The sequence below is a fragment of the Sphingopyxis sp. YR583 genome (assembly GCF_900108295.1).
Classification (GTDB): Bacteria; Pseudomonadota; Alphaproteobacteria; order Sphingomonadales; family Sphingomonadaceae; genus Sphingopyxis.
Window position 1 is genome coordinate 250300 of the sequence record NZ_FNWK01000001.1, and the last position, 19844, is coordinate 270143.

14 protein-coding genes and 1 tRNA gene are annotated in these 19844 nt (G+C 61.2%); 8 read left to right on the plus strand and 7 right to left on the minus strand.

Translation table 11 applies throughout. The annotated features are described in order from the left end of the window. The first annotated feature begins 115 nt into the window (after positions 1–115). From BLW56_RS01145 to BLW56_RS01170, 6 genes are all read left to right on the plus strand, one after another. On the plus strand, positions 116–1162 hold the full coding sequence (locus BLW56_RS01145) for a rod shape-determining protein (RefSeq protein ID WP_093508848.1): 1047 nt from the start codon (positions 116–118) through the stop codon (positions 1160–1162). A gap of 20 nt (positions 1163–1182) precedes the next feature. Beyond that, positions 1183–2100: a rod shape-determining protein MreC gene (gene mreC, locus BLW56_RS01150; RefSeq protein WP_093508849.1), complete on the plus strand. Its 918-nt coding sequence runs from the start codon at positions 1183–1185 to the stop codon at positions 2098–2100. After that, a complete protein-coding gene (locus tag BLW56_RS01155) occupies positions 2097–2618 on the plus strand; it encodes a rod shape-determining protein MreD (RefSeq protein ID WP_093508850.1) in 522 nt (173 codons plus the stop codon). Before mreC ends, BLW56_RS01155 begins: the two co-directional genes overlap by 4 nt. An 18-nt stretch (positions 2619–2636) precedes the next feature. Beyond that, positions 2637–4544: a penicillin-binding protein 2 gene (gene mrdA, locus BLW56_RS01160; protein ID WP_093508851.1), complete on the plus strand. Its 1908-nt coding sequence runs from the start codon at positions 2637–2639 to the stop codon at positions 4542–4544. Further along, the gene (gene rodA / locus BLW56_RS01165; protein WP_093508852.1) at positions 4541–5647 is read left to right on the plus strand and encodes a rod shape-determining protein RodA; all 1107 of its coding nucleotides are present in this window, start codon (positions 4541–4543) and stop codon (positions 5645–5647) included. The genes mrdA and rodA overlap by 4 nt, the downstream gene beginning before the upstream one ends. A gap of 121 nt (positions 5648–5768) precedes the next feature. After that, a tRNA-Lys gene (locus BLW56_RS01170) sits at positions 5769–5844 on the plus strand. 425 nt (positions 5845–6269) lie between these two features. Here BLW56_RS01170 and BLW56_RS01175 read toward each other — a convergent pair. After that, on the minus strand, positions 6270–7760 hold the full coding sequence (locus tag BLW56_RS01175) for an EF-hand domain-containing protein (protein ID WP_143043322.1): 1491 nt from the start codon (positions 7758–7760) through the stop codon (positions 6270–6272). A gap of 187 nt (positions 7761–7947) precedes the next feature. Between BLW56_RS01175 and BLW56_RS20260 the strand changes: the two genes are divergently transcribed. Then, positions 7948–8484 (plus strand): hypothetical protein, encoded by a 537-nt coding sequence (locus BLW56_RS20260; protein WP_143043323.1) that lies wholly within the window; start codon positions 7948–7950, stop codon positions 8482–8484. Positions 8485–8889: 405 nt separating this feature from the next. On the opposite strand, the gene BLW56_RS01185 is transcribed toward BLW56_RS20260, so the two are convergent. The 5 genes from BLW56_RS01185 to BLW56_RS01205 form a co-directional block, all read right to left on the minus strand. Further along, a complete protein-coding gene (locus BLW56_RS01185) occupies positions 8890–10155 on the minus strand; it encodes an NAD(P)/FAD-dependent oxidoreductase (RefSeq protein ID WP_093508855.1) in 1266 nt (421 codons plus the stop codon). An 8-nt stretch (positions 10156–10163) separates the two neighbouring features. After that, positions 10164–10598 (minus strand): SRPBCC family protein, encoded by a 435-nt coding sequence (locus tag BLW56_RS01190; RefSeq protein ID WP_093508856.1) that lies wholly within the window; start codon positions 10596–10598, stop codon positions 10164–10166. A gap of 10 nt (positions 10599–10608) precedes the next feature. Further along, on the minus strand, positions 10609–11661 hold the full coding sequence (locus BLW56_RS01195) for a Rieske 2Fe-2S domain-containing protein (RefSeq protein WP_093508857.1): 1053 nt from the start codon (positions 11659–11661) through the stop codon (positions 10609–10611). Between the two features lie 10 nt (positions 11662–11671). Then, positions 11672–13750 (minus strand): TonB-dependent receptor, encoded by a 2079-nt coding sequence (locus BLW56_RS01200; RefSeq protein WP_093508858.1) that lies wholly within the window; start codon positions 13748–13750, stop codon positions 11672–11674. 106 nt (positions 13751–13856) lie between these two features. Beyond that, entirely contained in the window at positions 13857–16517 is a 2661-nt protein-coding gene (locus BLW56_RS01205; protein ID WP_093508859.1) for a LuxR C-terminal-related transcriptional regulator, read from the minus strand. A 110-nt stretch (positions 16518–16627) separates the two neighbouring features. Here BLW56_RS01205 and BLW56_RS01210 point away from each other — a divergent pair, with 110 nt between their 5' ends. Continuing rightward, positions 16628–17323 (plus strand): type 1 glutamine amidotransferase domain-containing protein, encoded by a 696-nt coding sequence (locus tag BLW56_RS01210; RefSeq protein ID WP_093508860.1) that lies wholly within the window; start codon positions 16628–16630, stop codon positions 17321–17323. 249 nt (positions 17324–17572) lie between these two features. Here the strand turns inward: BLW56_RS01210 and BLW56_RS01215 are convergent, their stop codons facing one another. After that, positions 17573–19756 carry a TonB-dependent receptor gene (locus tag BLW56_RS01215; protein WP_177175750.1) on the minus strand — a complete coding sequence of 728 codons (2184 nt, stop codon included), beginning with the start codon at positions 19754–19756 and terminating at the stop codon, positions 17573–17575. Between the last annotated feature and the right edge of the window lie 88 nt (positions 19757–19844).

Sequence of the window (19844 nt, forward strand, 5' to 3'; positions counted from 1 at the left end):
GTGGACGAGCCGGAATCTCCCCCTGATTGTAGCTGTCGCCGGCCGGGCGCGCCGGTAAATCACGACAGGGGCGTGTCCGTCAGGGGCGCGGCTTCGATGACAGGAAGCAGTATCGATGTCCTTCTTTTCTCGCTGGCTTAAATTCAACTCCCAAGACATGGCTATCGACCTCGGCACCGCGAACACCGTCGTGTACGTGCGGGGCAAGGGCATCGTGCTGAACGAGCCCTCAGTCGTCGCGGTCGAGACGTTGAACGGGATCAAGCGCGTGAAGGCCGTCGGCGACGACGCCAAGCTGATGATGGGCAAGACTCCCGACAGCATCGAGGCGATCCGTCCGCTGCGCGACGGCGTCATCGCCGATATCGATGTCGCCGAGCAGATGATCAAGCACTTCATCACCAAGGTGCACGGCGGCAAGCCCAACGCGTTCCGCAGCCCCGAAATCGTGATCTGCGTCCCCTCGGGCTCGACCAGCGTCGAACGCCGCGCGATCCGCGACGCCGCATCGAACGCCGGTGCCAGCGAAGTGTGGCTGATCGAGGAACCGATGGCCGCCGCAATCGGCGCCGACATGCCCGTCACCGAACCGATCGGGTCGATGGTCGTCGACATCGGTGGCGGCACGACCGAAGTTGCGGTGCTGTCGCTCCGCGGCCTCGCCTACACCACCTCGGTCCGCGCCGGCGGCGACAAGATGGACGAGGCGATCGTCTCCTACGTCCGCCGTCACCATAATCTGCTGATCGGCGAAGCGACCGCCGAACGGATTAAGAAGGATTTCGGCATCGCGCGCATTCCCGCCGACGGCGTCGGGCTGACGATCCACATCAAGGGCCGCGATCTCGTCAACGGCGTGCCCAAGGAAATCTCGATCAACCAGGCGCAGATCGCCGAGGCGCTGTCCGAACCGATCGGCACGATCGTCGAGGGCGTGCGCATCGCGCTCGAGAACACGGCGCCCGAACTCGCAGCCGACATCGTCGACCAGGGCATCGTGCTCACCGGCGGCGGCGCCCTGATCGCCGAACTCGACGAACTGCTGCGCGACGCGACCGGCCTGCCCGTGACCGTTGCCGAAGATCCGCTGACCTGCGTCGCGATCGGCACCGGCCGCGCGATGGAAGACCCCGCCTTCCGCGGCGTGCTCCAGCAAGCCTGATCGGACGGTAGCGCTTCACTATGGTCCGCCCGGCACATCGACGTCCGGGGCAATCCCGAAAGGCGCAGTACAGCCTGTTCGTCGCCTATGTCATTGCGGTGACCGGGGCGGTGGCCGGGCTGTTGCTGGCGATCCTGTCGGTCGTTGACCCCGTCGGCTTCGCCCAATTGCGTGTGGCGAGCCAGGAAATCACCGCGCCCATTGCGCGCGGGACGCGCTCGGTCATCGGGTCGATCTCGGGCATCGACGACACCGTCGGCGCCTATGTCAGTGCAGGCACGCAGAACCGGCGGCTGCGCAAGGAACTAGCCGACACGCGCCGCGAGCTTGTCGCGACCAGTTCGCTGCAGGAAGAAAATCGCCAGCTCAAGACGCTGCTCAAGCTGCAGGAAACCGACAAAACCGCGCTCGCCAACGGCTATCTGCTGACCTCGACCTCGACGAGCAGCAAGCGCATCGCGTTGCTCAGCATCGGTCGCAACCTTGGCGTCGCCGCGGGCCAGCCGGTACGTGGGGCGGATGGACTGATTGGCCGCGTCCTCGGCGCTGGTCCCTCGGTGTCGCAAGTCCTGCTGCTGACCGATGTCGACAATATCGTCCCCGTGCGCCGCGCGCGCGACGGCCTGCCCGCGCTTGCCAGCGGCCGCGGCAATGGCGACCTCGACGTTCGCACGCTGAATATCGCGAACAATCCATTTAAACCGGGCGACATCCTTGTCACTTCGGGCACCGGCGGTCTCTATCCGCCGAACATCCCGGTCGCGATCGTCGTGCGGCGCCAGGATGACGGAGCCCTCGCGCGCCCGCTCGCCGACCCCGGTAAGGTCGATGCGGTATCGGTGCTGCGTCCCTATACCCCCGATAATATCGAAGCACAGGGCCTGCCGGGTCCGGCGACGCCCCCCGCTGTCGCTCCGGCCGTCACCAAAGCGCCATGAACCAAAAAGGTCCGCGCCTCGGCGAACCGGCATCGCTGTGGCGAATGCGCATCGTTCCGATCGCGAGCGTGATGTTCGCATCCGCGCTGCCGCTGATGCTGCCGTTGATCGCCAACTCGCCGGTGCTGCCACCGTTGGGACTGCTCTTTTTTCTGTGCTGGCAGTTGCTGCGCGCCGAAATGTGGCCGGTGTGGATCGGCCTGCCGCTCGGCCTGTGGGACGATCTGTTCAGCGGCGCGCCGATCGGGACCGCGATGGGGCTATGGACGGTCGCCAGCATCGCGATCGCCTATTCGTCGCAGCGAATCTATTGGCGCGGCTTCTTCCACGACTGGGCGATCGCCGCCGCATCGGTCGCGATCATCCAGTCGCTCGCCGCGCTGATCACCCACCCACACGCCGCGACTGGCCGCGTGCTCGGCCTCGTCGTGCCGCAGATCATCATCTCGGCTCTGCTCGTCCCGCTGTTCATGCGCCTCACCGGCAAGTTTGACAATTTCCGCCTGAAACGCCGATAGACTGGTTCCAATCCCCGAATGCCGAAGAAGAAGAGTCCGCCGATTACCGAAGCCTGGAGGGGCATAACCTTCACCCGCCGTGCACTGGTCGTCGGCGGCGCGCAGGCGGCGGTCGGCGTCGCGCTCGCGGCGCGCATGGCTTATATTTCGGTTATCGACAACGACCGCTATGTACTTGAATCGGAAAGCAACCGCGTCAATCTGACGCTGATCCCTCCGCGTCGTGGCTGGATTGTCGACCGCAACGGCAAGGCGCTCGCCAACAATCGCGTGTCTCTGCGCATCGACATCATTCCCGACCGCCTGCACAACAAGGAGATGGTGCTGGGACAGCTCCAGACCTTGCTGCGGCTCGACGGCGACGCGATGGAACGGATCAACCGCGACCTGAAGGCAGCGTCCGGGTTTCAACCGGTCGCGATCAAGGAAGACATGACCGAGGCCGAGTATAGCTCGATCCTCGTCCGCCTGCCCGAACTGCCCGGCATCGCGCCGCAGCGCGGTTTCGCCCGCAATTATCCGACGGGCGCGGCGGTCGGCCACCTCATCGGCTATGTCGGCGCCCCGAACGCCGAGGAATATCAGAAGGTCAAGGATCCGCTCTACATCACGCCGGGGTACAAGATCGGCAAGGACGGGCTGGAGAAATATTTCCAGGACATGCTGAAGGGCAAGCCCGGTGCCCGCCGCGTCGAGGTCACGGCGCGCGGCAAGGTGGTGCGCGACCTTTCGACGCAGGCCGACGTGCAGGGCAAGACGGTCCATCTGACGATCGACGCCGACCTGCAGGAATTTGTCGCGCGGCGCATGGGGCGCGAGTCGGGCGCGGCGGTCGTCATCGACTGCCACAATGGCGACATCCTCTCCTTCGTCTCGATGCCGAGCTTCGATCCGAACAGCTTTTCGGACGGCATCAGCAATTCGGAATATAGCTGGCTGCGCGGCGACGATCACCAGCCCCTGATCAACAAGGCGACGCGCGGCCTCTATCCGCCGGGGTCGACGCTGAAGCCGATGGCCGCGATCGCTGCGATCGAGCATGGCATCGATCCGAGCGAGCGGCATACGTGCATCGGCGGTTACCGGCTTGGCAGCCGCTTCTTCCGCTGTCTCGGCACGCATGGCAGCGTCGACATGGCGACCGCGATCATGAAAAGCTGCAACAGCTATTTCTATTGGGTCGCGCACCGCTTGGGCTATGACGCCATCGCTCCCACTGCAAAGCTGTTGGGACTGGGCGAAGAGTTCCAGCTCGCGGGCAGCAACCAGCGTTTTGGCACCATTCCCGACAGCGCCTGGAAAATGCGGAAATATGATCAGCAATGGTCCGCTTCGGATTCGTTGAACGCGGTCATCGGTCAAGGCTATGTCAGTGTGAACCCGCTTCAGCTTGCCGTGATGACGGCGCGGATCGCGTCGGGACGCCGTCTCTACCCGCGCCTCGTCAACCGGCAGTTCAAGAATGAGCCCCTGCCCTTCTCCGCCGAGGCGCTCGCGACCGCACGCCATGGCATGGATCTTGTCGTCAACGGCCCGGGCGGGACCGCCGGGCGCAGCAAATTGCCCCTCGACGGCATCGCTATGGCGGGCAAAACGGGCACCGCGCAGGTCCGCGGGCTCAACACCGGGAACGGTAAAGGCGGCACCTGGAAATTCCGCGATCACGGCCTGTTCGTCGGTTTCGCGCCGGTCGACAATCCGCGCTATGCGACGGCGGTCGTGATCGAACATGGTATGGGTGGGTCACGCGCCGCGGCGCCGGTCGCCAAGGATTTCATGACGTTTCTCTTCGACCGCGAAAAGGCGATGGAGGCCCTTGAGACCTTCGAGGCCGGCTGGGGCGGCACGATCAAGGAACGCATGGACCGCGATTATGCGGCATGGAAAGCCGGTGCATCGAAACCCGATCCGGAGCCCGCGCAATGATCCCCGTGCCACCCGCCATCCAGCGCATCCCGTGGAAGCTGATCGCCATCCTTTCGGGCATCACCGGGTTCGGCCTGCTCGTGCTCTATTCGGCGGCGGGCGGCAACTGGTCGCCATGGGCCCTGCAGCAGGGGGTGCGCTTCCTTGTCTTCCTTAGCGTCGCGATGGTGATCGGACGCTTTCCGATCCGGATCTTCGAGGATTTCGCCTATATCGCCTATATCGGCATATTGGTCCTGCTGATCGCGGTCGAGCTTCTGGGTTTCGTCGGCGGGGGCAGCCAGCGATGGCTCAACCTCGGCTTCATGAATCTCCAGCCGTCCGAATTGATGAAGGTCGCGATCGTCGTTGCGCTGGCGCGCTTTTATGCGCAGTTACCGCCCGGAAACACACGCACCTTTACCGCGCTATGGCCAGCGCTGGTGATGATCGGCCTTCCCGCCGCGCTTGTCATGCTGCAACCCGACCTCGGCACCGCGCTCGCCATCTGCATCGGCGGGGTGGTCGTGATGTTCTGCTCGGGCCTGCCCTTCTGGTGGTTCGGCAGCACCGCGGCCGCCGGGATCGCGGCGCTCCCCGTGCTCTTTTCCTTCCTCCACGATTATCAGCAAAAACGCGTCCTGATCTTCCTTGACCCCGAGAGCGATCCCTTGGGCGCCGGCTATCATATCAGCCAGTCGAAGATCGCGATCGGTTCGGGCGGCATCGGCGGCAAGGGCTTCCTCAACGGATCGCAAAGCCATCTCGATTACCTGCCCGAAGGCCATACCGACTTCATCTTCGCGACGATGGCGGAGGAATGGGGGCTGATCGGCGGGCTTGCGCTGCTGTTCGGCTTCTTCCTGTTGCTGCGCTGGTCTACGCGCGTCGCATTGAAGGCGCGCACGCGCTTCGGGCAGCTCACCGCCGCCGGCCTCACGATGACGATCTTCTTCTACATCGCGATCAATCTAATGATGGTGATGGGTTTGGCGCCGGTGGTCGGCATCCCGCTGCCGCTCTTCTCCTATGGCGGCTCGTCGATGCTGACGATCATGACCTGCGTCGGCATCATGCTGGCGATCGAAAATGACAGCAAAACGGGTACGCGCCGTTTTCACTGACAAAAAAATCGTCAAAAAGGCATCGGAGGCATTGCCATCCCTACAGAGCCATGATAGCGGGCCGCTCGCTTCGCAGCAAAGAGGGCAACCCTTCGCAGCCAAGCGCGCCTGAAATGGCAGTGGACGCATAGCTCAGTTGGTAGAGCAGCTGACTCTTAATCAGCGGGTCCTAGGTTCGAGCCCTAGTGCGTCCACCATTTCCTCCCTTATTTTTCAGACACTTACGTCAGACTTGCCGCCAGCCTCGGCCCATCGGCTTCGGGTTTTGCAGGTGATTTTGTGACGTAAAAATGTCGGCACCGCTCCGGACCGACACCCCTCATCTATATTTGTAAAAAAATTCAATTATTTAATTCATGATGATGCAGGCCGATCCGCTGATTCGTTATCATATTAACGACGTGGTACAGAATGCGTCAGGGTTCCAGATATAGCTGCCATTTGCGGCATCGAGACACCTTCGACCAATGTCGCTCGAAACTTGGGCAGGCCGCATGCGAGTTTTACATCAGAAGGTGAGCCTACATTGGCGCGCGTCGGTGCGGCCAGCATTAGTCGATTTCGGTCCGTCAGCAATTTGTCATGCATAGCAAGAAGCGGAAACTGGCCGTCGGCGATCAAGCTAGTTTGAGCGACAATTTCGGCTAAGAGGCTTCCCCGTTTCTTCCGACATGATGCAGCTGTATCCTGGGTCCCCGGCCGGGACCGGCACCCCTTGCGCTACGATGAGCGTGACCGATTGTCCCCCCGACATGTACGAGGGCAGATGGGGAATGGGGCGCACTATACGATATCGGTCGAGGCCCACTTTTATGAGAGCGCCCTCTCCAATAAGCTGTGAGAGGCCAACTTCATCCGGATAAACTAGGTACTTCTCAACCGGCGCTTTCGCCACGACCTGTCGCGGGTTCACAAAAGCAACGCCTGCCTCCCAATCTCGAGCTGCCAGTATCCATCTTTCAGAATCGAAACCTAAAGGCACCTTTGCCTGGCGCTCGTCCGCGACGACGACTTGACCGGAAGGCAGCGACAATTGCTGCACCTGGGGGTGCGCCAGCATGAGATCGGGCGTGCGCCCGAGCGAAGCCTTTACAGCAGCGCGCGTCTTTCCTGCCTGATACTCCTCCATGGTTCGTAGAGGTTCCGGGCATCCCGCGCGAGAGATGGTGAGCTTTGACGCGGGAAGCCCAAGCGCGCCCGACGCCGAGATAGCGCCTGCGCTTGCCGTTACTGATGACAGGACAGCGTGGACGACCCTGTCTGTCGCGCCGCTGAATCGCCAAAGCGTAGAATCATGTGACGTCAGCACAAGATACAATGGCGTGCTACCAGGTTCGATCTCTACATTGATGAGTCCGGTAACCGTGTCGCGATCCCCGATCGCCACAGAGGACAGCGCTTGAGCCCGTCCGCCGTATACAATGAGCTGAGCCTTCGCCGGAACGGGAGGTAGAGGACAAGCCACGGCATTAAGCTCGAAGTTCGCTTTCTTATGCTGCGCCGCGATCACCGTGAACTCGGCCTTGGAAATTTCGCCGTCGCCATCGCTGTCGATGCGCTCAAAGGCGGCCTGCGCAAGCAACCGCATCTCGATCGGCGCAAGCTTGCCATCGCGATTGGGATCGAGCGCTACCAATGCTGCAAGGCGTTCACCATCTCCGCGGTCCCATGTGGTTGCAACAACCTCAGCGATGGTGATGGCGTCATCATGATCACTATCGAAACGCCGCAACAACTCCGCCGCTTCATCGCGGCCGTTCGGATTTCGATTGCGTATGCCCCGATTCAGTTCGGCAAGTGTCACGCGTTGATCGCCGTCGTAGTCCTTCCTCAAGACTTCTGAGATGGCACCAGCACGGTCTCGCGCGGTGCGTTCTGCGGCCACGAAAGCGACATCGTCGGCATCGAGGCCATCGCCGTTCCGGTCGCTTTGTCTCACGCGATTCACCAACTCGGACACATATTGTTCGTACGTGCGGCCCGACCCCAATCTATCCAAAAGAACTGCGGGGAGGCCGTCTATCTCAACCGGCTGAGCTTGGACCGGATTCATTGCATTGCTGGCCATGAGGATTGCAACGCCGGTCATCACAGGAACAATTGTCAAACGCATCACGATCCCTGCCTGGAAGCTGCCCAAGCGACATGTTGACGCCCATTCATTAATACAAGGTTCGACTGCCCGCCGAAGTATTATTCAAATCGGATCGATTTGCAGGGCCCCGATGACCGTTTGCGGTCCGTCCGCTGTCTGGTAGAAATCAGGATAAAGCTGCAATCTCGTACATAGCGAATCTTTTATGCCACGCCGCCTATTCGCGTTTATTTGCCTTCTCGTCGCATCGAGCGGAGAACGCGTGCCGAATACAATTCTGGTTGTTCCCGAAGAACCGCGGGTCGCGCCAGCTAAGCCCTACGAGTGGTCGGAATGCGTTCCGCCAGGAATTGATGGTTTCGGCAACAAATGGTGGGGCAGCTTCAGCGTTTGCGACGGCGACGTTCGCATAGTTGTGGACGGATATTCGGCGGCACTTAGTGCGGCCGGCTTGCACTATGAGGTCGAGACGCGAAAATGCCCGACCGGAGCAGTCTTCGAGAGTGTCGACGACGATGCCTTCTTCGAAAAACCCATCAATGTTCAGACAAAGCACGTCAGGCTGCGCATAACGCGGCTCCTCGGAAAAATGGGAGAATCTTGCAGCGCCCCGGTCGACGCACACGCGCTCTTGGATAAAGACTTCGATCGCGAGTTTCGTGTTTTGGCCGGCCGCTATTGGCTGCATGTCCCAAAAGACGAAATACGCGCCGGCCGAGTCCGAGGTCGGGGTGGCCGCTAACCGTGGTTACAATCCAGGCGTTGGCCCACGAGCCAGCATTGCCCGGTTGGAGACCGGCAGCTTTTAGACAAAAATTTCAATAAGTGGACGACGGGCGACTATAGAAACTCTCGAAAGCAAAACGGAAAATCAAGAAAAACAGACATTTCCATTGATCGGCTGAGGACACCGAAAACTCTAAGAGATTGTTCGCGGACATCTTCATGTCCGCGTTACTTATTCTTAGGTGCTTAGTCGCGGAATTTAGTGGATCGGATTGACGATGACCTGATCTGGCTCGAACATCCAGATCTTGGCGATGTATTCGTAGGGTGTGAGGCCGCTGAGCGGCTTGAGCCGACGGGCGAAGTTAGGCGAACGCTAATTACGTCAAAAAACTACATGCGATCAGATGATATCGGAGATTCAGGAGAATCGCCGAACTACCGGCGCCGCCAATCGGGCCAATATTGGCGCAATACGGGCTAGCTTGGAGATGCGGGGCGTTTCCAAGGGGAAGCGATGCGAAATCTCCGGTCGACGAATAGCAAGCCGCGCCAAATCCTCGCCGAGAAGTGTTCCTGCGCACAGGCCGAAGCCATTACAGCCTTGTCCCGCATAAAGCCCCTCTCCCAGTTGAATGAGTCGTGGCACCTTTGCAGGCGTGAGGAGAATATGGCCGCAGTCCATGCTTTCCCATAGCGGCAGCGTCATGTCCGGAAACGCCCGCGCCAGCTTGGCCGAATAAATCTCCGCCGCCTCCGCAAGCGAGGGTCTTCCCGGTCCCGGAAGCACTGTCGCGATCAGCCGCCCATCGGCTGCGACAGTGCCGCCGAAAACCGACGCATCATCCAGATCGGCAAATGTCGGTGCAGTAGGCAACGCTTTGCGCTGTGCATCGCTCAGCGGCGCCGATCCGATCAGCTGGCAATCGACCCGCCAGCCCATCTGATCGAGATCCCATCCGGAGCTCGCAGCGCCATGCACGGCAAGCACGGCGGTTGCCGCCTCGATCCGTCCGCTCGCGCTTTCGATCGACCAGCGCCCGCGTTGCCGCTGCATGCCCGTGACACGGCTTTGCTCGAAGATACGCACACCTTGATCTTCGCATAGCCGCGCCAGCCCCTCGGCATAAGCGCGCGGGTTCAATGTGCCCCCGGAAGCAAAAAGCATCGCTTCGACATAACGCGGACTATCGACGTGATCGGCAAGCGACTTGCCGAGCAGCGTCACGTCCGCCCCTGCCCGCTTCCATTGTTCGACGAGGTTCACGAAGGTCGCGGCGGTGTTCGCCTTTGCCGCAAGCGCAAGATAACCCCCGCCAACCGTGCCGCAGTCGAACGGTATCGCCCTCGCCTGCTCGACCAATGCCGAACCGGCGATCGCAAGCGCTTGGTTGAGGATAGCTGCGCGTTCGGCGCCCACTTCCGCGATCAGCCCGTCCGGGGTTTGAGCGCCCCAGATCGGCGCGACGCCCGCTGCGTTGGCGCCCGATGCCCCACTACCGACGGAGTCTGCCTCCACCAGCATCACGCACAGGCCGTATTGGCTCGCGACCTTGGCTGCGGTCAGCCCAACCAACCCGCCGCCGACCACGACAAGATCGCATTGATGGGAGCCCTTGAGCGGTGCACGCGGCGTCGCGACCGGCGCCGCCCATACGCTCGGCGGCGCTGCCAATTTCCGACCCATCTTACGGGTCAGAGACCGAGGGCGGCTTCGAGATTGGCGATATATTTCTCGATATTGCCGCGCGACAGGCCCCGAAGTTCTTCGCTCTGGTCGGGATCAACCGGGATGAACTGGGTGCGGATATGGAACATGCAGGCGTCTGGGCCAGCTGGCACCACCTGGATGCGCCCGCGATAACCGGCCCATGGCAGCGGGCCGTAATCGACCATGTCATAGCCCATCACCCGTTCGACATTGTCGAGTTCGATCAGTCGCTCGACCACCGACCCGCCGCCGATCGCCGGATCGAGATGATAGGTGCGCAGCGCCCCGATCCCCCGGCCGGTTGCCTCGACCCTCGCGACATAGCCGCGGGTCAGCACATTGCCCGAAAAGTCGCCTGTGAACTCCCAGGCCTTGTCCGCAGGTGCCCCAATGCGCCGCGCAATTTCTACCGAAAGCATGTCACTCTCCTCAGCGGATATAGTCGGCGCCGGGATGGGCACGCGGGAAGGTTTTCAGATAATCGACGAACCGGCCAAGCGCCTTGTCGCTGCGGGTAAGCATGCCGCGCGTGAAGCGAATGGTATTGAGGATCTCGACGTCCTGATCGACCACCGCGATTTCGAGCGCTTGCGCAAAATCGAGCGTTTCCTGCACGCGCTTGTCGTCTTCGGGCGTGCCGTCTGACTTTTGCGTCGCAATCACGAAATAGCTGCGGAGCGTTCCGGGCCGGTGGATGCCACACGGATAGAGAAAGGCGAACCAGCGCCCGTTCACGCTGCCCATCTGATAGAAGATGTTATTGCCGTGGATGCCGACCTTATATTCGATGGCCGCGCCCGTCTCACGAAACCGGCCCTTCAGATTATAATTATAGCCATATTCATGCCAGTCGATGTCGTTCGTGGCGTCGCCCTCGATCTCGATGCCGTGCACGATATTGATATGGTTGAAATCGGTGGTGTTGCACATGAACACCCACGGATCGGCGAGCAGGTCGAGGTGGGGTATCTCGGCGTGAAAGGCGAGTTCCTCGTCGGGAAAACCGAGGTCGGGAAGATCGTACAGCGCTTCCTCGCCATTGAACGCCCAGATCAGACCGAAGCGTTCCTGCACCGGATAGCGGAAAACGCGCATTGCGCCGGTCAGCGGGTCGTTGGTGGCCGTGCGGGCGCACTTGCCGTCCATGCCGAACTCCCAATGATGAAAAGCGCAGACCAGTCGGTCGCCCGCCACCTTGCCGATCGACAGATCGGCGCCATTGTGCGGGCAATAGGCGCTGACGACATTCGGGATGCCGTCCTCGCTGCGATAGACCACCACACGGCCATCCAGGAAATTGCGTCCGAGGACGCCCCCAGCGGCAACGTCGGTCGACCGACACAGCGGATACCAGTTTTGCGAGAATTGGTCATCCTGCCCTTCATAGGTTACGCCGCGGCCGTGGCGGCGACGATCGAGCAATTCGACCGCCGCCTGCTGGCCGTTGAACATATCTTCGAGATCGCGAACATGCGCCGTCATCGTCTGATCCTCAGAAATTGAAGGTCGCGGCAACGCCGTAGCGACGCGGCTGGCCCGGATAGCGAATGTCGTTCGCAGAGGCCGAGAATTCCTTGGCAAAGAATTCCTCGGTGTAGCGTTCCTTGAACAGATTGGTGACATAGAGCCCGATCGAATAACGCTTCGTGTCGTAAGTCAGGCGCGCGTTGACCAGATGGACGGCGTCCTGGCGGTCCGCATTGTCGATGTGCCAGTAATTGCCCGAACGGCCCGAATAATCGACGCGCGCGATGATATCGGCATCGGCGCTGACTTCGGCCTTATACTGCCCGAACAACGTATAGGACCAGCGATAGGTCAGCGGCACCTTGTTACCGCGAAACAGCGCCGTGCCGTCGAAATCCTTGATCTTGGTATCGATGAAGCCCAGCGACGCACCGAATTGCAGATTGCGCGAGGGTCGCGCCTGCGCCTCCACTTCAAAGCCGAAGATATCGGTTTTCGCGACATTCTCGATGCCCTGATCCGCCACGTTGAGGACGAATACCTGCTGGTCCTTATACTTCATGAAGAAGGCCGCGGCATTGAGCGTCAGCTTGCGGTCGGCGAGGCTGTTCTTGGTTCCGATCTCCAGCGTATCGGCAACCTCGGGGCGATAGATTTCGGGGAAAACACCGGTCGGCGGATTGAAGCCACCGCTGCGGAACCCGCGCGCCGCGGTCACATAGACCATATGGTCCGGCGACGGGCTGTATTTCACCGACAGCTTCGGCTGCCATTCGTCAAAGCTCGTCTTGCGAACCGCGCCGCCACCCAGCCGGTCGGTCTGCGTCCGACGGTCGTGATCGTACCGCAGCGCTGCCGTCAGTTCGATCGCATCGGTCGCATTATAGTTGATCTGCGCATAAGCAGCCTTCGTCAGGATATCCTCGTCGGCCCCGGCGACCGGCAGCGGCAGATAAGCCGAAGGCGGCAGTCCGCTGGCCGTCGCATCGGGCGACAGCAGGATGATCGTGTCGATACTCTTTTTCGCGTCGAGCAGATAGGCACCGGCCGTCCAGCGAAGCCGCTGCGACGAAGGCGACGAAAAGCGGAATTCCTGGCTGAAGCTTTCATATCCGCGGATCTGGCGCGCACCCAGAAGCGACGCGGGAGTCCAGTCTAGATCTTCCAGCAGGTCGATATTCGTGTCGTTATAGGCGCTGACCGACGTGACCGTGAACGGGTCGAACTCATAATCGATCTTCAGCGACCCATCCTTGGTCTTGCGGGGGCTGGTGCCCAGAAAGTCGTTCTGGATCGGAACGCTTGTGTTGTTAGGCTGACCGTCGGGAAGCGGGATATACCAGGATGCACCCCCCTTGAGATCGCCATAAGCGCCACGCAGGTCGATGGTCAGGCGGTCGACCGGGGTCAGGATCAGACGGCCGCGCAGGTTCAGATCCTCGACGAAATCGACCTTGCGGTTGAGCGTGACGTTGTGAAAGACCCCGTCGAACTTGCGATAGTCCGCCGCGATCCGGAACAGCAGCAAATCGGGAACCAGCGCGCCGCTCAGCGAACCCGACAAACGCCGGTCGTCGCCATTCGCATAGTCGATACCGATCCGGCCCTCCAGATCGTTGGTCGGACGCCGGGTTGTGATGTTGATGGCGCCGCCAATCGCGTTACGACCGTAAAGCGCGCCCTGCGGCCCTTTGAGTACTTCGATCTGCTCCAGGTCGAACAGCGCCTGCTTGATCATGTCGGCCGACGTCATCTGCACGCCGTCAATGACCAGCGCGACGGGCGCTTCGCCGTTGCGGACCTGACCGATGCCGCGGATGCTGATCGCGACCGTGCCTGCGTCCTGCGCATCGACCAGCGAGATGTTCGGCATCAGCGCAGTCACATCGTCGATGCTGCGGATACCCGCTTCCTCGATCGCCTGCGCCGAAAAGGCGGTGATCGAGTCCGGAACTTGTTGCAGATTTTCAGAACGCTGCCGCGCGGTCACGATAATCTCGTTGCCGTCGTTGATCCCTTCCGCTTCTTGTGCCGCAACAGCGGTGCCACAAAACAGACAGGCAGAGCCGAGCAAGCCGCCGAGCAAAGACGTTCGAAAATTCATCTGGCAGTCCCCTTATGTGTCGCGACGGACTTTTGCCCGTTCGCTAGAACATAAATCTTATGGGGGTGGCGACCGGCCCGTATATCCGGAGAAAAGGTGGAGGCGGTCAGATCAGCCGCAATTTACGCGCCGCCGCGATCGCGCGTGAACGGGTGGCGACGTCGAGCTTGCGATAAATATTGATGCGGTGCGTCTTGATGGTGCTCTCTGCAACGCCAAGGCTGCGCGCCATTTCCTTGCTCGACAGCCCATCGGCCAAAGCACGCAAAACCTCGATTTCACGCGGCGTCACGATGATGTCGCTGGCCGCCGGCGGGATAGCAACGGCTCCTCGGCGTACGCTCGGGCTATTCTGCCGCAGCCGGGCGACCACGCTGCGCTGCGCCGGTTCGAAAAGGTGGAGAGCTTCTTCGCACGCTTCGAGGACCAGCGGCAGCAGCGCGCCGAATTGCGAGACGATGCCGATCAATCCCTCGCTCTCGGCAGTTTCAAGCGCGAGGCGAAACGAACGCGCCGCCTCCGTCCCGCGCCCGTCAACGGCATGAACGGCGGCGCGCAAGATGTTCATTTCCATTTCGAGCGCCACGGAACCCGTTTCCGCCACGTCGGCCGCGAGTGGCGCCAGATCGTCGCATTCATATCGGCCACTCTGCAATGCGCACGCCAGCACCGCGATGCGATGATCGCACGCCAGCCGACGGTCGCGCTCCCGGAACATCTCTAGTGGCGCGCCCAGCGCCTCCAGCAGACGAGCGGCCTGCCCGACGTGGCCCATGCTGAGCAGCATCCGCGCGCGGATCAGGTCAAGTTGATAGCGCAGCCGCGGCAGAGCGCGGCGCTCCGCGGTTTCGCGGCCACGAAGGATTATCTGTTCGGCCTGCGCCAGATTGCCTGTCCGCACCGCGAACCACGCTTGCGTCGCATAAGCGGCAACGAATACGTCGTGCCAACCCTCGGTGGCTTCGATGACCGGCAGCGCAGATTCCAGCAAATCCGTGGCGGTCGACAAATTCCCCGATAGATAAAGCGTATAGGCGAGCAACGCGATCGCCACCGCGACCTGCGGGCTCCCCTCACCGAAATGACGTGTCGCCTGTTCGAGACTGCGCCGAAAGAACAGTTCCGCTTCGCGCCGCCGCCCTGTTCGCATCTGCGACAGGCCAAGATATTGATAGGCATAGACTTCGAGCAGCGGAAGCTGGTGCAGCCGTGCGAGCTTGCACGCCTTTTCGCCATGAACGCGGCACCACAGATCGTCGCCGCGATCAAAGCTGGCGAGGCTCGACAAATGGTGGAGCAGGACACGCAGCGTCGGGTCGTGGCCGTCGAACGCAAGCTGGCGTTCGAGGATCGGCAGACATTCGGGCGGGAAGCTGCGATCCTCATAAATGAAAGTAACGAGATCGTTGCACAGCATCTCGCAAGCGAGCGCGGGATCGTCGCGCTCGACCTCGGCAATCGGCCGCGCCGCGAACAAGCCGTCGAGCAGCGACCGCGCCTCGACCAGACGACCATGCTGCGCGGCATAATATGCCTGCCCCAGAGTCACGCGCGGGAAATCGCCCGGCATCACCGGATCGAGATCGTCGAGATGACGGAGCAGCGCAAGCCCGCCCCGGATTGCCATGCGCCAACCGCCAGCCTCTTCGATGATTGCCAGCGCCGCGGCCTGATCGGACACCAGCGCCGCATGCGCAAGCGCCTCCGGCAACAGATTTTCCGCCGCAAGCCATGATGCCGCGCGCAAATGCAGTTCATCGAGCCGCGCCGGGTTGCCGCGCGACAGCATGTCATAGAGAAACTCGCGCAGCAGTGGATGAAAGCGATACCATATGCCTTCGTCATCGAGCGGCGCGATCATCAGATTCTGACGGCGCATCTGCTCAAGCATCAGCGCACTGTCTTCGCGGCCCGAAATCGCGTCGCCCAGCCCGTGACTGATGCGCTGCGCGATCGAGGTTTCGAGCAGAAACTGCTGCGTGTCGACCGCAAGCCCCGAAAACACCTGCTCGGCCAGATAGTCCGCCAGATCGGTTGAACGCCGCGTCAGATGGTCGAGCGTATCGACATGATCGCGTCCGGTCAGCCAGAGGCGCAGAAGTTGCAGCGCGGCCGGCCATCCCTCGGTCCGGTCGATCAATTCTGAACATTCGACCTTGTCCGACTGGTCACTGATGAACGCGCGCGCCTCGCTGTCCGAAAAGCGAATGTCGCTTTGATCGATCTGGAGCAACTGACCGCTGACCCGCAGGCCCGACAGCGCAATTTCAGGCTGGCCGCGCTGTGCGACGATGATCGCCGCGTGCGACGGCATACGTTCGATGACATATTCGAGGAAACGGTTGGTCGCGGGCGATGCAATGCGATGATAATCGTCGATGATCAGCCTGACTGGCTCTTCGCTGGCATCCAATGCAAGCACGATCGCGCGCGCCGCAGATTCGGCGGCGAGGCCCGGAAGACCCGCATCAATCGCTTCGCGCGAATATGGCAGGGGCAATCCGGCGCGATGCAGCGCCGCCATCAGATAAGCGAAAAACTGGTCCGCCTCGAACTTGGAATCATCGACGCTGTACCATGCGACCGCCACATCCTCGCCCTGCCAGCGGGCATAGCATTGGCTGAGCAAAGTGGTCTTTCCGTAACCCGCAGGCGCCGAGACAAGCGTCAGATGGCGGGTCGCCCCCGTGATCCGGTCGACCAGCGCCTCGCGCCACAGAAGGTCGATCGACCTGTTCGGGGGAGCCAATTTGGTCCGGATCAGCATGGAGCGACCATGCCACAATCTCGCCGGTCTTCTATCCACCTTATTGGTGGATTGTTCCAAAAGGGCGCGCCGCGCAGTGGACGATCTGTATTTCGAAAGGCGCACGACCCATGACCAAGACCATATTGTTCGTTCTGACGGCCCATGGCGAACTGGGCGATACAAAGGCGAAGACGGGCGTCTGGCTTGAGGAACTGGCGACGCCTTACCAATTGCTCACCGCCGCCGGTGCAGACGTTTTGCTCGCCACACCGGGCGGTAAACCCGCCCCGCTTGACCCGGCCAGCCTGGAGGAGCCCTGGCTCCTTCCTGCAGGACACTGGTTTCTCGACCAGCAGGATGCGATGACCCAACTCGAAACGCCGCTAGATATTAATGCCATCGACGCCGCACGCATCGACGCGATCTTCCTCGTCGGCGGCACCGGAACCTTGTGGGACTTTCCCGCCTGTCAGCCGCTCGGCGATCTGATCACCGCGCTTGACCGGCAGGAGAAGCCTATTGCCGCGATATGCCATGGCGTCGTCGGTTTAATGACCGCGCGATCGAACGATGGCGCGCCCTTTGCCAAGGGGCGGTCGCTCACCTGCTTCAGCAATGAAGAAGAAGCGATGTTGGAATATGACAAGCTCGTGCCGCTACTCGCTGAAACCGAGCTTGTCCGGCAAGGCGCCGTCTACGTCAGCGCCGCGCCATTCGAGCCGCAGGTCATCGAGGACGGGCGACTGATCACTGGCCAGAACCCTGCTAGCGCGGAACCCCTCGTGCGGGCGCTGCTACGTCAGCTTGGCGCGGCTCCAAGTTGACACACCTGCAGCCTGACAATTCCACGCAGAGAATTTCGGCAAGTGGGGTCCGAATTGTTAGCGAACCGGTGGAAACGACCAAGCGCTCGCCCTTTGCGCAAATTCGGATTCGCAATGTCGGCATCGCAGCAAATTTCACTCGCCTCGTACTCGCGGCACTCTTGGCCGTTTGCGGACTGTCCGCTCTCAGGCGAATGGCGCTAAGAGCGAACGTTCGACGGATGCGTGGGCTAGTAGGCCGCTTCTTTCCTAGTATTGAAATTTCGCCTGCAGCGCGATTGTGCGCGGCGGCTGGATGAATTTGGAGATGATGCCCGCCGCAAGCGGGGTGTTGAATGCATGGCTCGCGGTCAGCTCGTCAGTAAGATTCTTGCCGACCACCGCAAGTTCCCATCGCTTGTTGCTTCCGCGAATACCGAGACGCAGATCGAACTTCGCAAAACTGTCCTGCGCTGCCGCAGGATTGAAAGATTCTTCCAGAAAGGCGCTGCTGCGATAGGTGATGCCGCCGTTTGCGATGAAGTCGACCGAGCCGCTCAGCGGGAGTGCCATATCGGCAAAGAGCGTGCCGCTCCATTCGGGCGAGCGTGGCAACGGCCGCCCCGCCGCATTGTTGTTCGCCGGCACGCAGGTCGGATTGGTGAATGGACAGGGGGCGCCCGGGAAGTCGATGAATTTCGCGTCGAGATAGGCCAGCGAGCCATTGAGCGCGAAACCGTTGGCAATCTGGAATACGAAGTCGGCTTCTATGCCCTGACTGCGGGCCTTGCCGGCGTTGCTCGTGATGAAGCTGTTGCTCACCGCATCGAAGGACGACACCTGCAAATTCGTGAAGTCGGTCCGATAGGCGGCGATGTTGAAACGCAGCCGGCGGTCCAGCAACGCAAGCTTTGCGCCGACCTCGAGAGTTTCCGCATCCTCCGCTTCAATCTCGAACTGGGCCTGCGTCGTGGTTGCCTGTGCACCAATGAAGCCGCCTGCCTTCGATCCCTGACCATAGGATGCGTAAAGCATGGCATTGCGCCCGGCATCCCACTGGATCGCCGCGGAGGGATCCCATTCACGTTCCACGCGCCGCCCCGCCAGCGCTGTCGCAAGCCAGCTCGGCTGGACGACGCCGCTGTTCGCGCGCGTCTGGGTCGCGGTCTTGCGGTCGAAGGTATACCGAAGACTGCCGATCAGCCGCAATGTGTCAGCGACATGCCAGGTAGCGCTGCCGAATGCCGACCAGGCGAGATTTTCCTGACGGAACGCACGATCGGAGCGCCCGTTGAAAGGACCCGAATTGATGAGCGTCGTGCCGAACAGGTCATAATCATTGATGTGAAAATAGCCTCCGACGATATATTCGAGACGACCCGTCGTCGGCGACGCGAGGCGGATTTCCTGCGACATCTGGCTGAATTTTTCGGCGAAGCGCGACGCGAACGACGGTGCGGGGCCGAAATCGGCATCCACCTTTTTGTCGAAATCATAGGAGGAAAAGCCGGTGATCGCAGTCAGGACATGATCGCCGATTTCGATATTCGCGGTCGCGCTGGCATTGAGGTTGTTGGTGTTGTCGTAATCCTTGTCCATGAAGCCCGGAAAGCCGCCGGTAGCGCGCTTGCGATCGGGATCGTCCGGCGTCGAGAATCGCTCGACCGCGGTGCCCGTCAGGTCGACCTTTCCGCCTTCGACCCGGATCAACAGATCGGCACCATTGCCCGGATCGATCAGGACCGAGGTGCGGCCGAACAGACTCTTGCGCTTCGTTTCATTGCCGCCGAGCTGGGTATTTTCGATATAACCGTCACCGTCCTCATATTGCCCTGCAACGCGGATGCTGACCGCGTCGGACAGCGGCCCGGACACCATGCCGAACAATCGTGCACCTCCCAGCTCGAATTCGTAGCTGCCCTCGAGCGCCGCACGGAAGTCCCGTGTCGGCCGCGCGCTGACGACGCTGATCGCGCCCGCGCTGGTATTCTTTCCGACGAGAGCGCCTTGCGGGCCGCGCAGCACCTCGATCCGCTCGACGTCGAGGAACGGCGCCTGGAACTGCCGCGCGTGGCCGCCATAGATGCCGTCGACGAACAAACCGACCGTCTGCTCGAAGGCAAGATTGCCCGGGGTCGAGCCAATACCCCGAATATAGAAGGCGTTGTTGCCCGGGGTCGTCTGGACATAGAAATTGGGGACATAACGGTCGAGTTCGGTAAAATCCTTGATCCCGAGATCGCTGAGCTGCTCGCCGCCAACGACGGTCATCGAGATGGGGACGTCCTGAACGTCCTGCTCGCGCTTCTGCGCGGTGACGACGATCATATTGGCATCTTCGGCCTCGGCCGCCTTGGTCGTTTCCTGCGCCGTTGCAGGAACGGTTAACAACAGCGCACTCGATGCAATCAGGCCTGCCCGAACCGAAACTCCATATGCCTTGCCATTGGACATCCACATTCTCCCTCTTGTGGTTTCGGCGGCTCCGGGATTTTCCGGATGCGGATCGCCATCACGGAATTCATTTAGCCTTCTAAGGATA

Coding starts and splice junctions, on each gene's coding strand:
- BLW56_RS01210 (WP_093508860.1), top strand. CDS start 16,628: ATGACCAAGACCATATTGTTCGTTCTGACGGCCCATGGCGAACTGGGC.
- BLW56_RS01200 (WP_093508858.1), bottom strand. CDS start 13,750: ATGAATTTTCGAACGTCTTTGCTCGGCGGCTTGCTCGGCTCTGCCTGT.
- BLW56_RS01155 (WP_093508850.1), top strand. CDS start 2,097: ATGAACCAAAAAGGTCCGCGCCTCGGCGAACCGGCATCGCTGTGGCGA.
- BLW56_RS01185 (WP_093508855.1), bottom strand. CDS start 10,155: ATGGGTCGGAAATTGGCAGCGCCGCCGAGCGTATGGGCGGCGCCGGTC.
- mreC (WP_093508849.1), top strand. CDS start 1,183: ATGGTCCGCCCGGCACATCGACGTCCGGGGCAATCCCGAAAGGCGCAG.
- mrdA (WP_093508851.1), top strand. CDS start 2,637: ATGCCGAAGAAGAAGAGTCCGCCGATTACCGAAGCCTGGAGGGGCATA.
- BLW56_RS01145 (WP_093508848.1), top strand. CDS start 116: ATGTCCTTCTTTTCTCGCTGGCTTAAATTCAACTCCCAAGACATGGCT.
- BLW56_RS01205 (WP_093508859.1), bottom strand. CDS start 16,517: ATGCTGATCCGGACCAAATTGGCTCCCCCGAACAGGTCGATCGACCTT.
- BLW56_RS01195 (WP_093508857.1), bottom strand. CDS start 11,661: ATGACGGCGCATGTTCGCGATCTCGAAGATATGTTCAACGGCCAGCAG.
- rodA (WP_093508852.1), top strand. CDS start 4,541: ATGATCCCCGTGCCACCCGCCATCCAGCGCATCCCGTGGAAGCTGATC.
- BLW56_RS20260 (WP_143043323.1), top strand. CDS start 7,948: ATGCCACGCCGCCTATTCGCGTTTATTTGCCTTCTCGTCGCATCGAGC.
- BLW56_RS01175 (WP_143043322.1), bottom strand. CDS start 7,760: ATGCGTTTGACAATTGTTCCTGTGATGACCGGCGTTGCAATCCTCATG.
- BLW56_RS01215 (WP_177175750.1), bottom strand. CDS start 19,756: ATGTCCAATGGCAAGGCATATGGAGTTTCGGTTCGGGCAGGCCTGATT.
- BLW56_RS01190 (WP_093508856.1), bottom strand. CDS start 10,598: ATGCTTTCGGTAGAAATTGCGCGGCGCATTGGGGCACCTGCGGACAAG.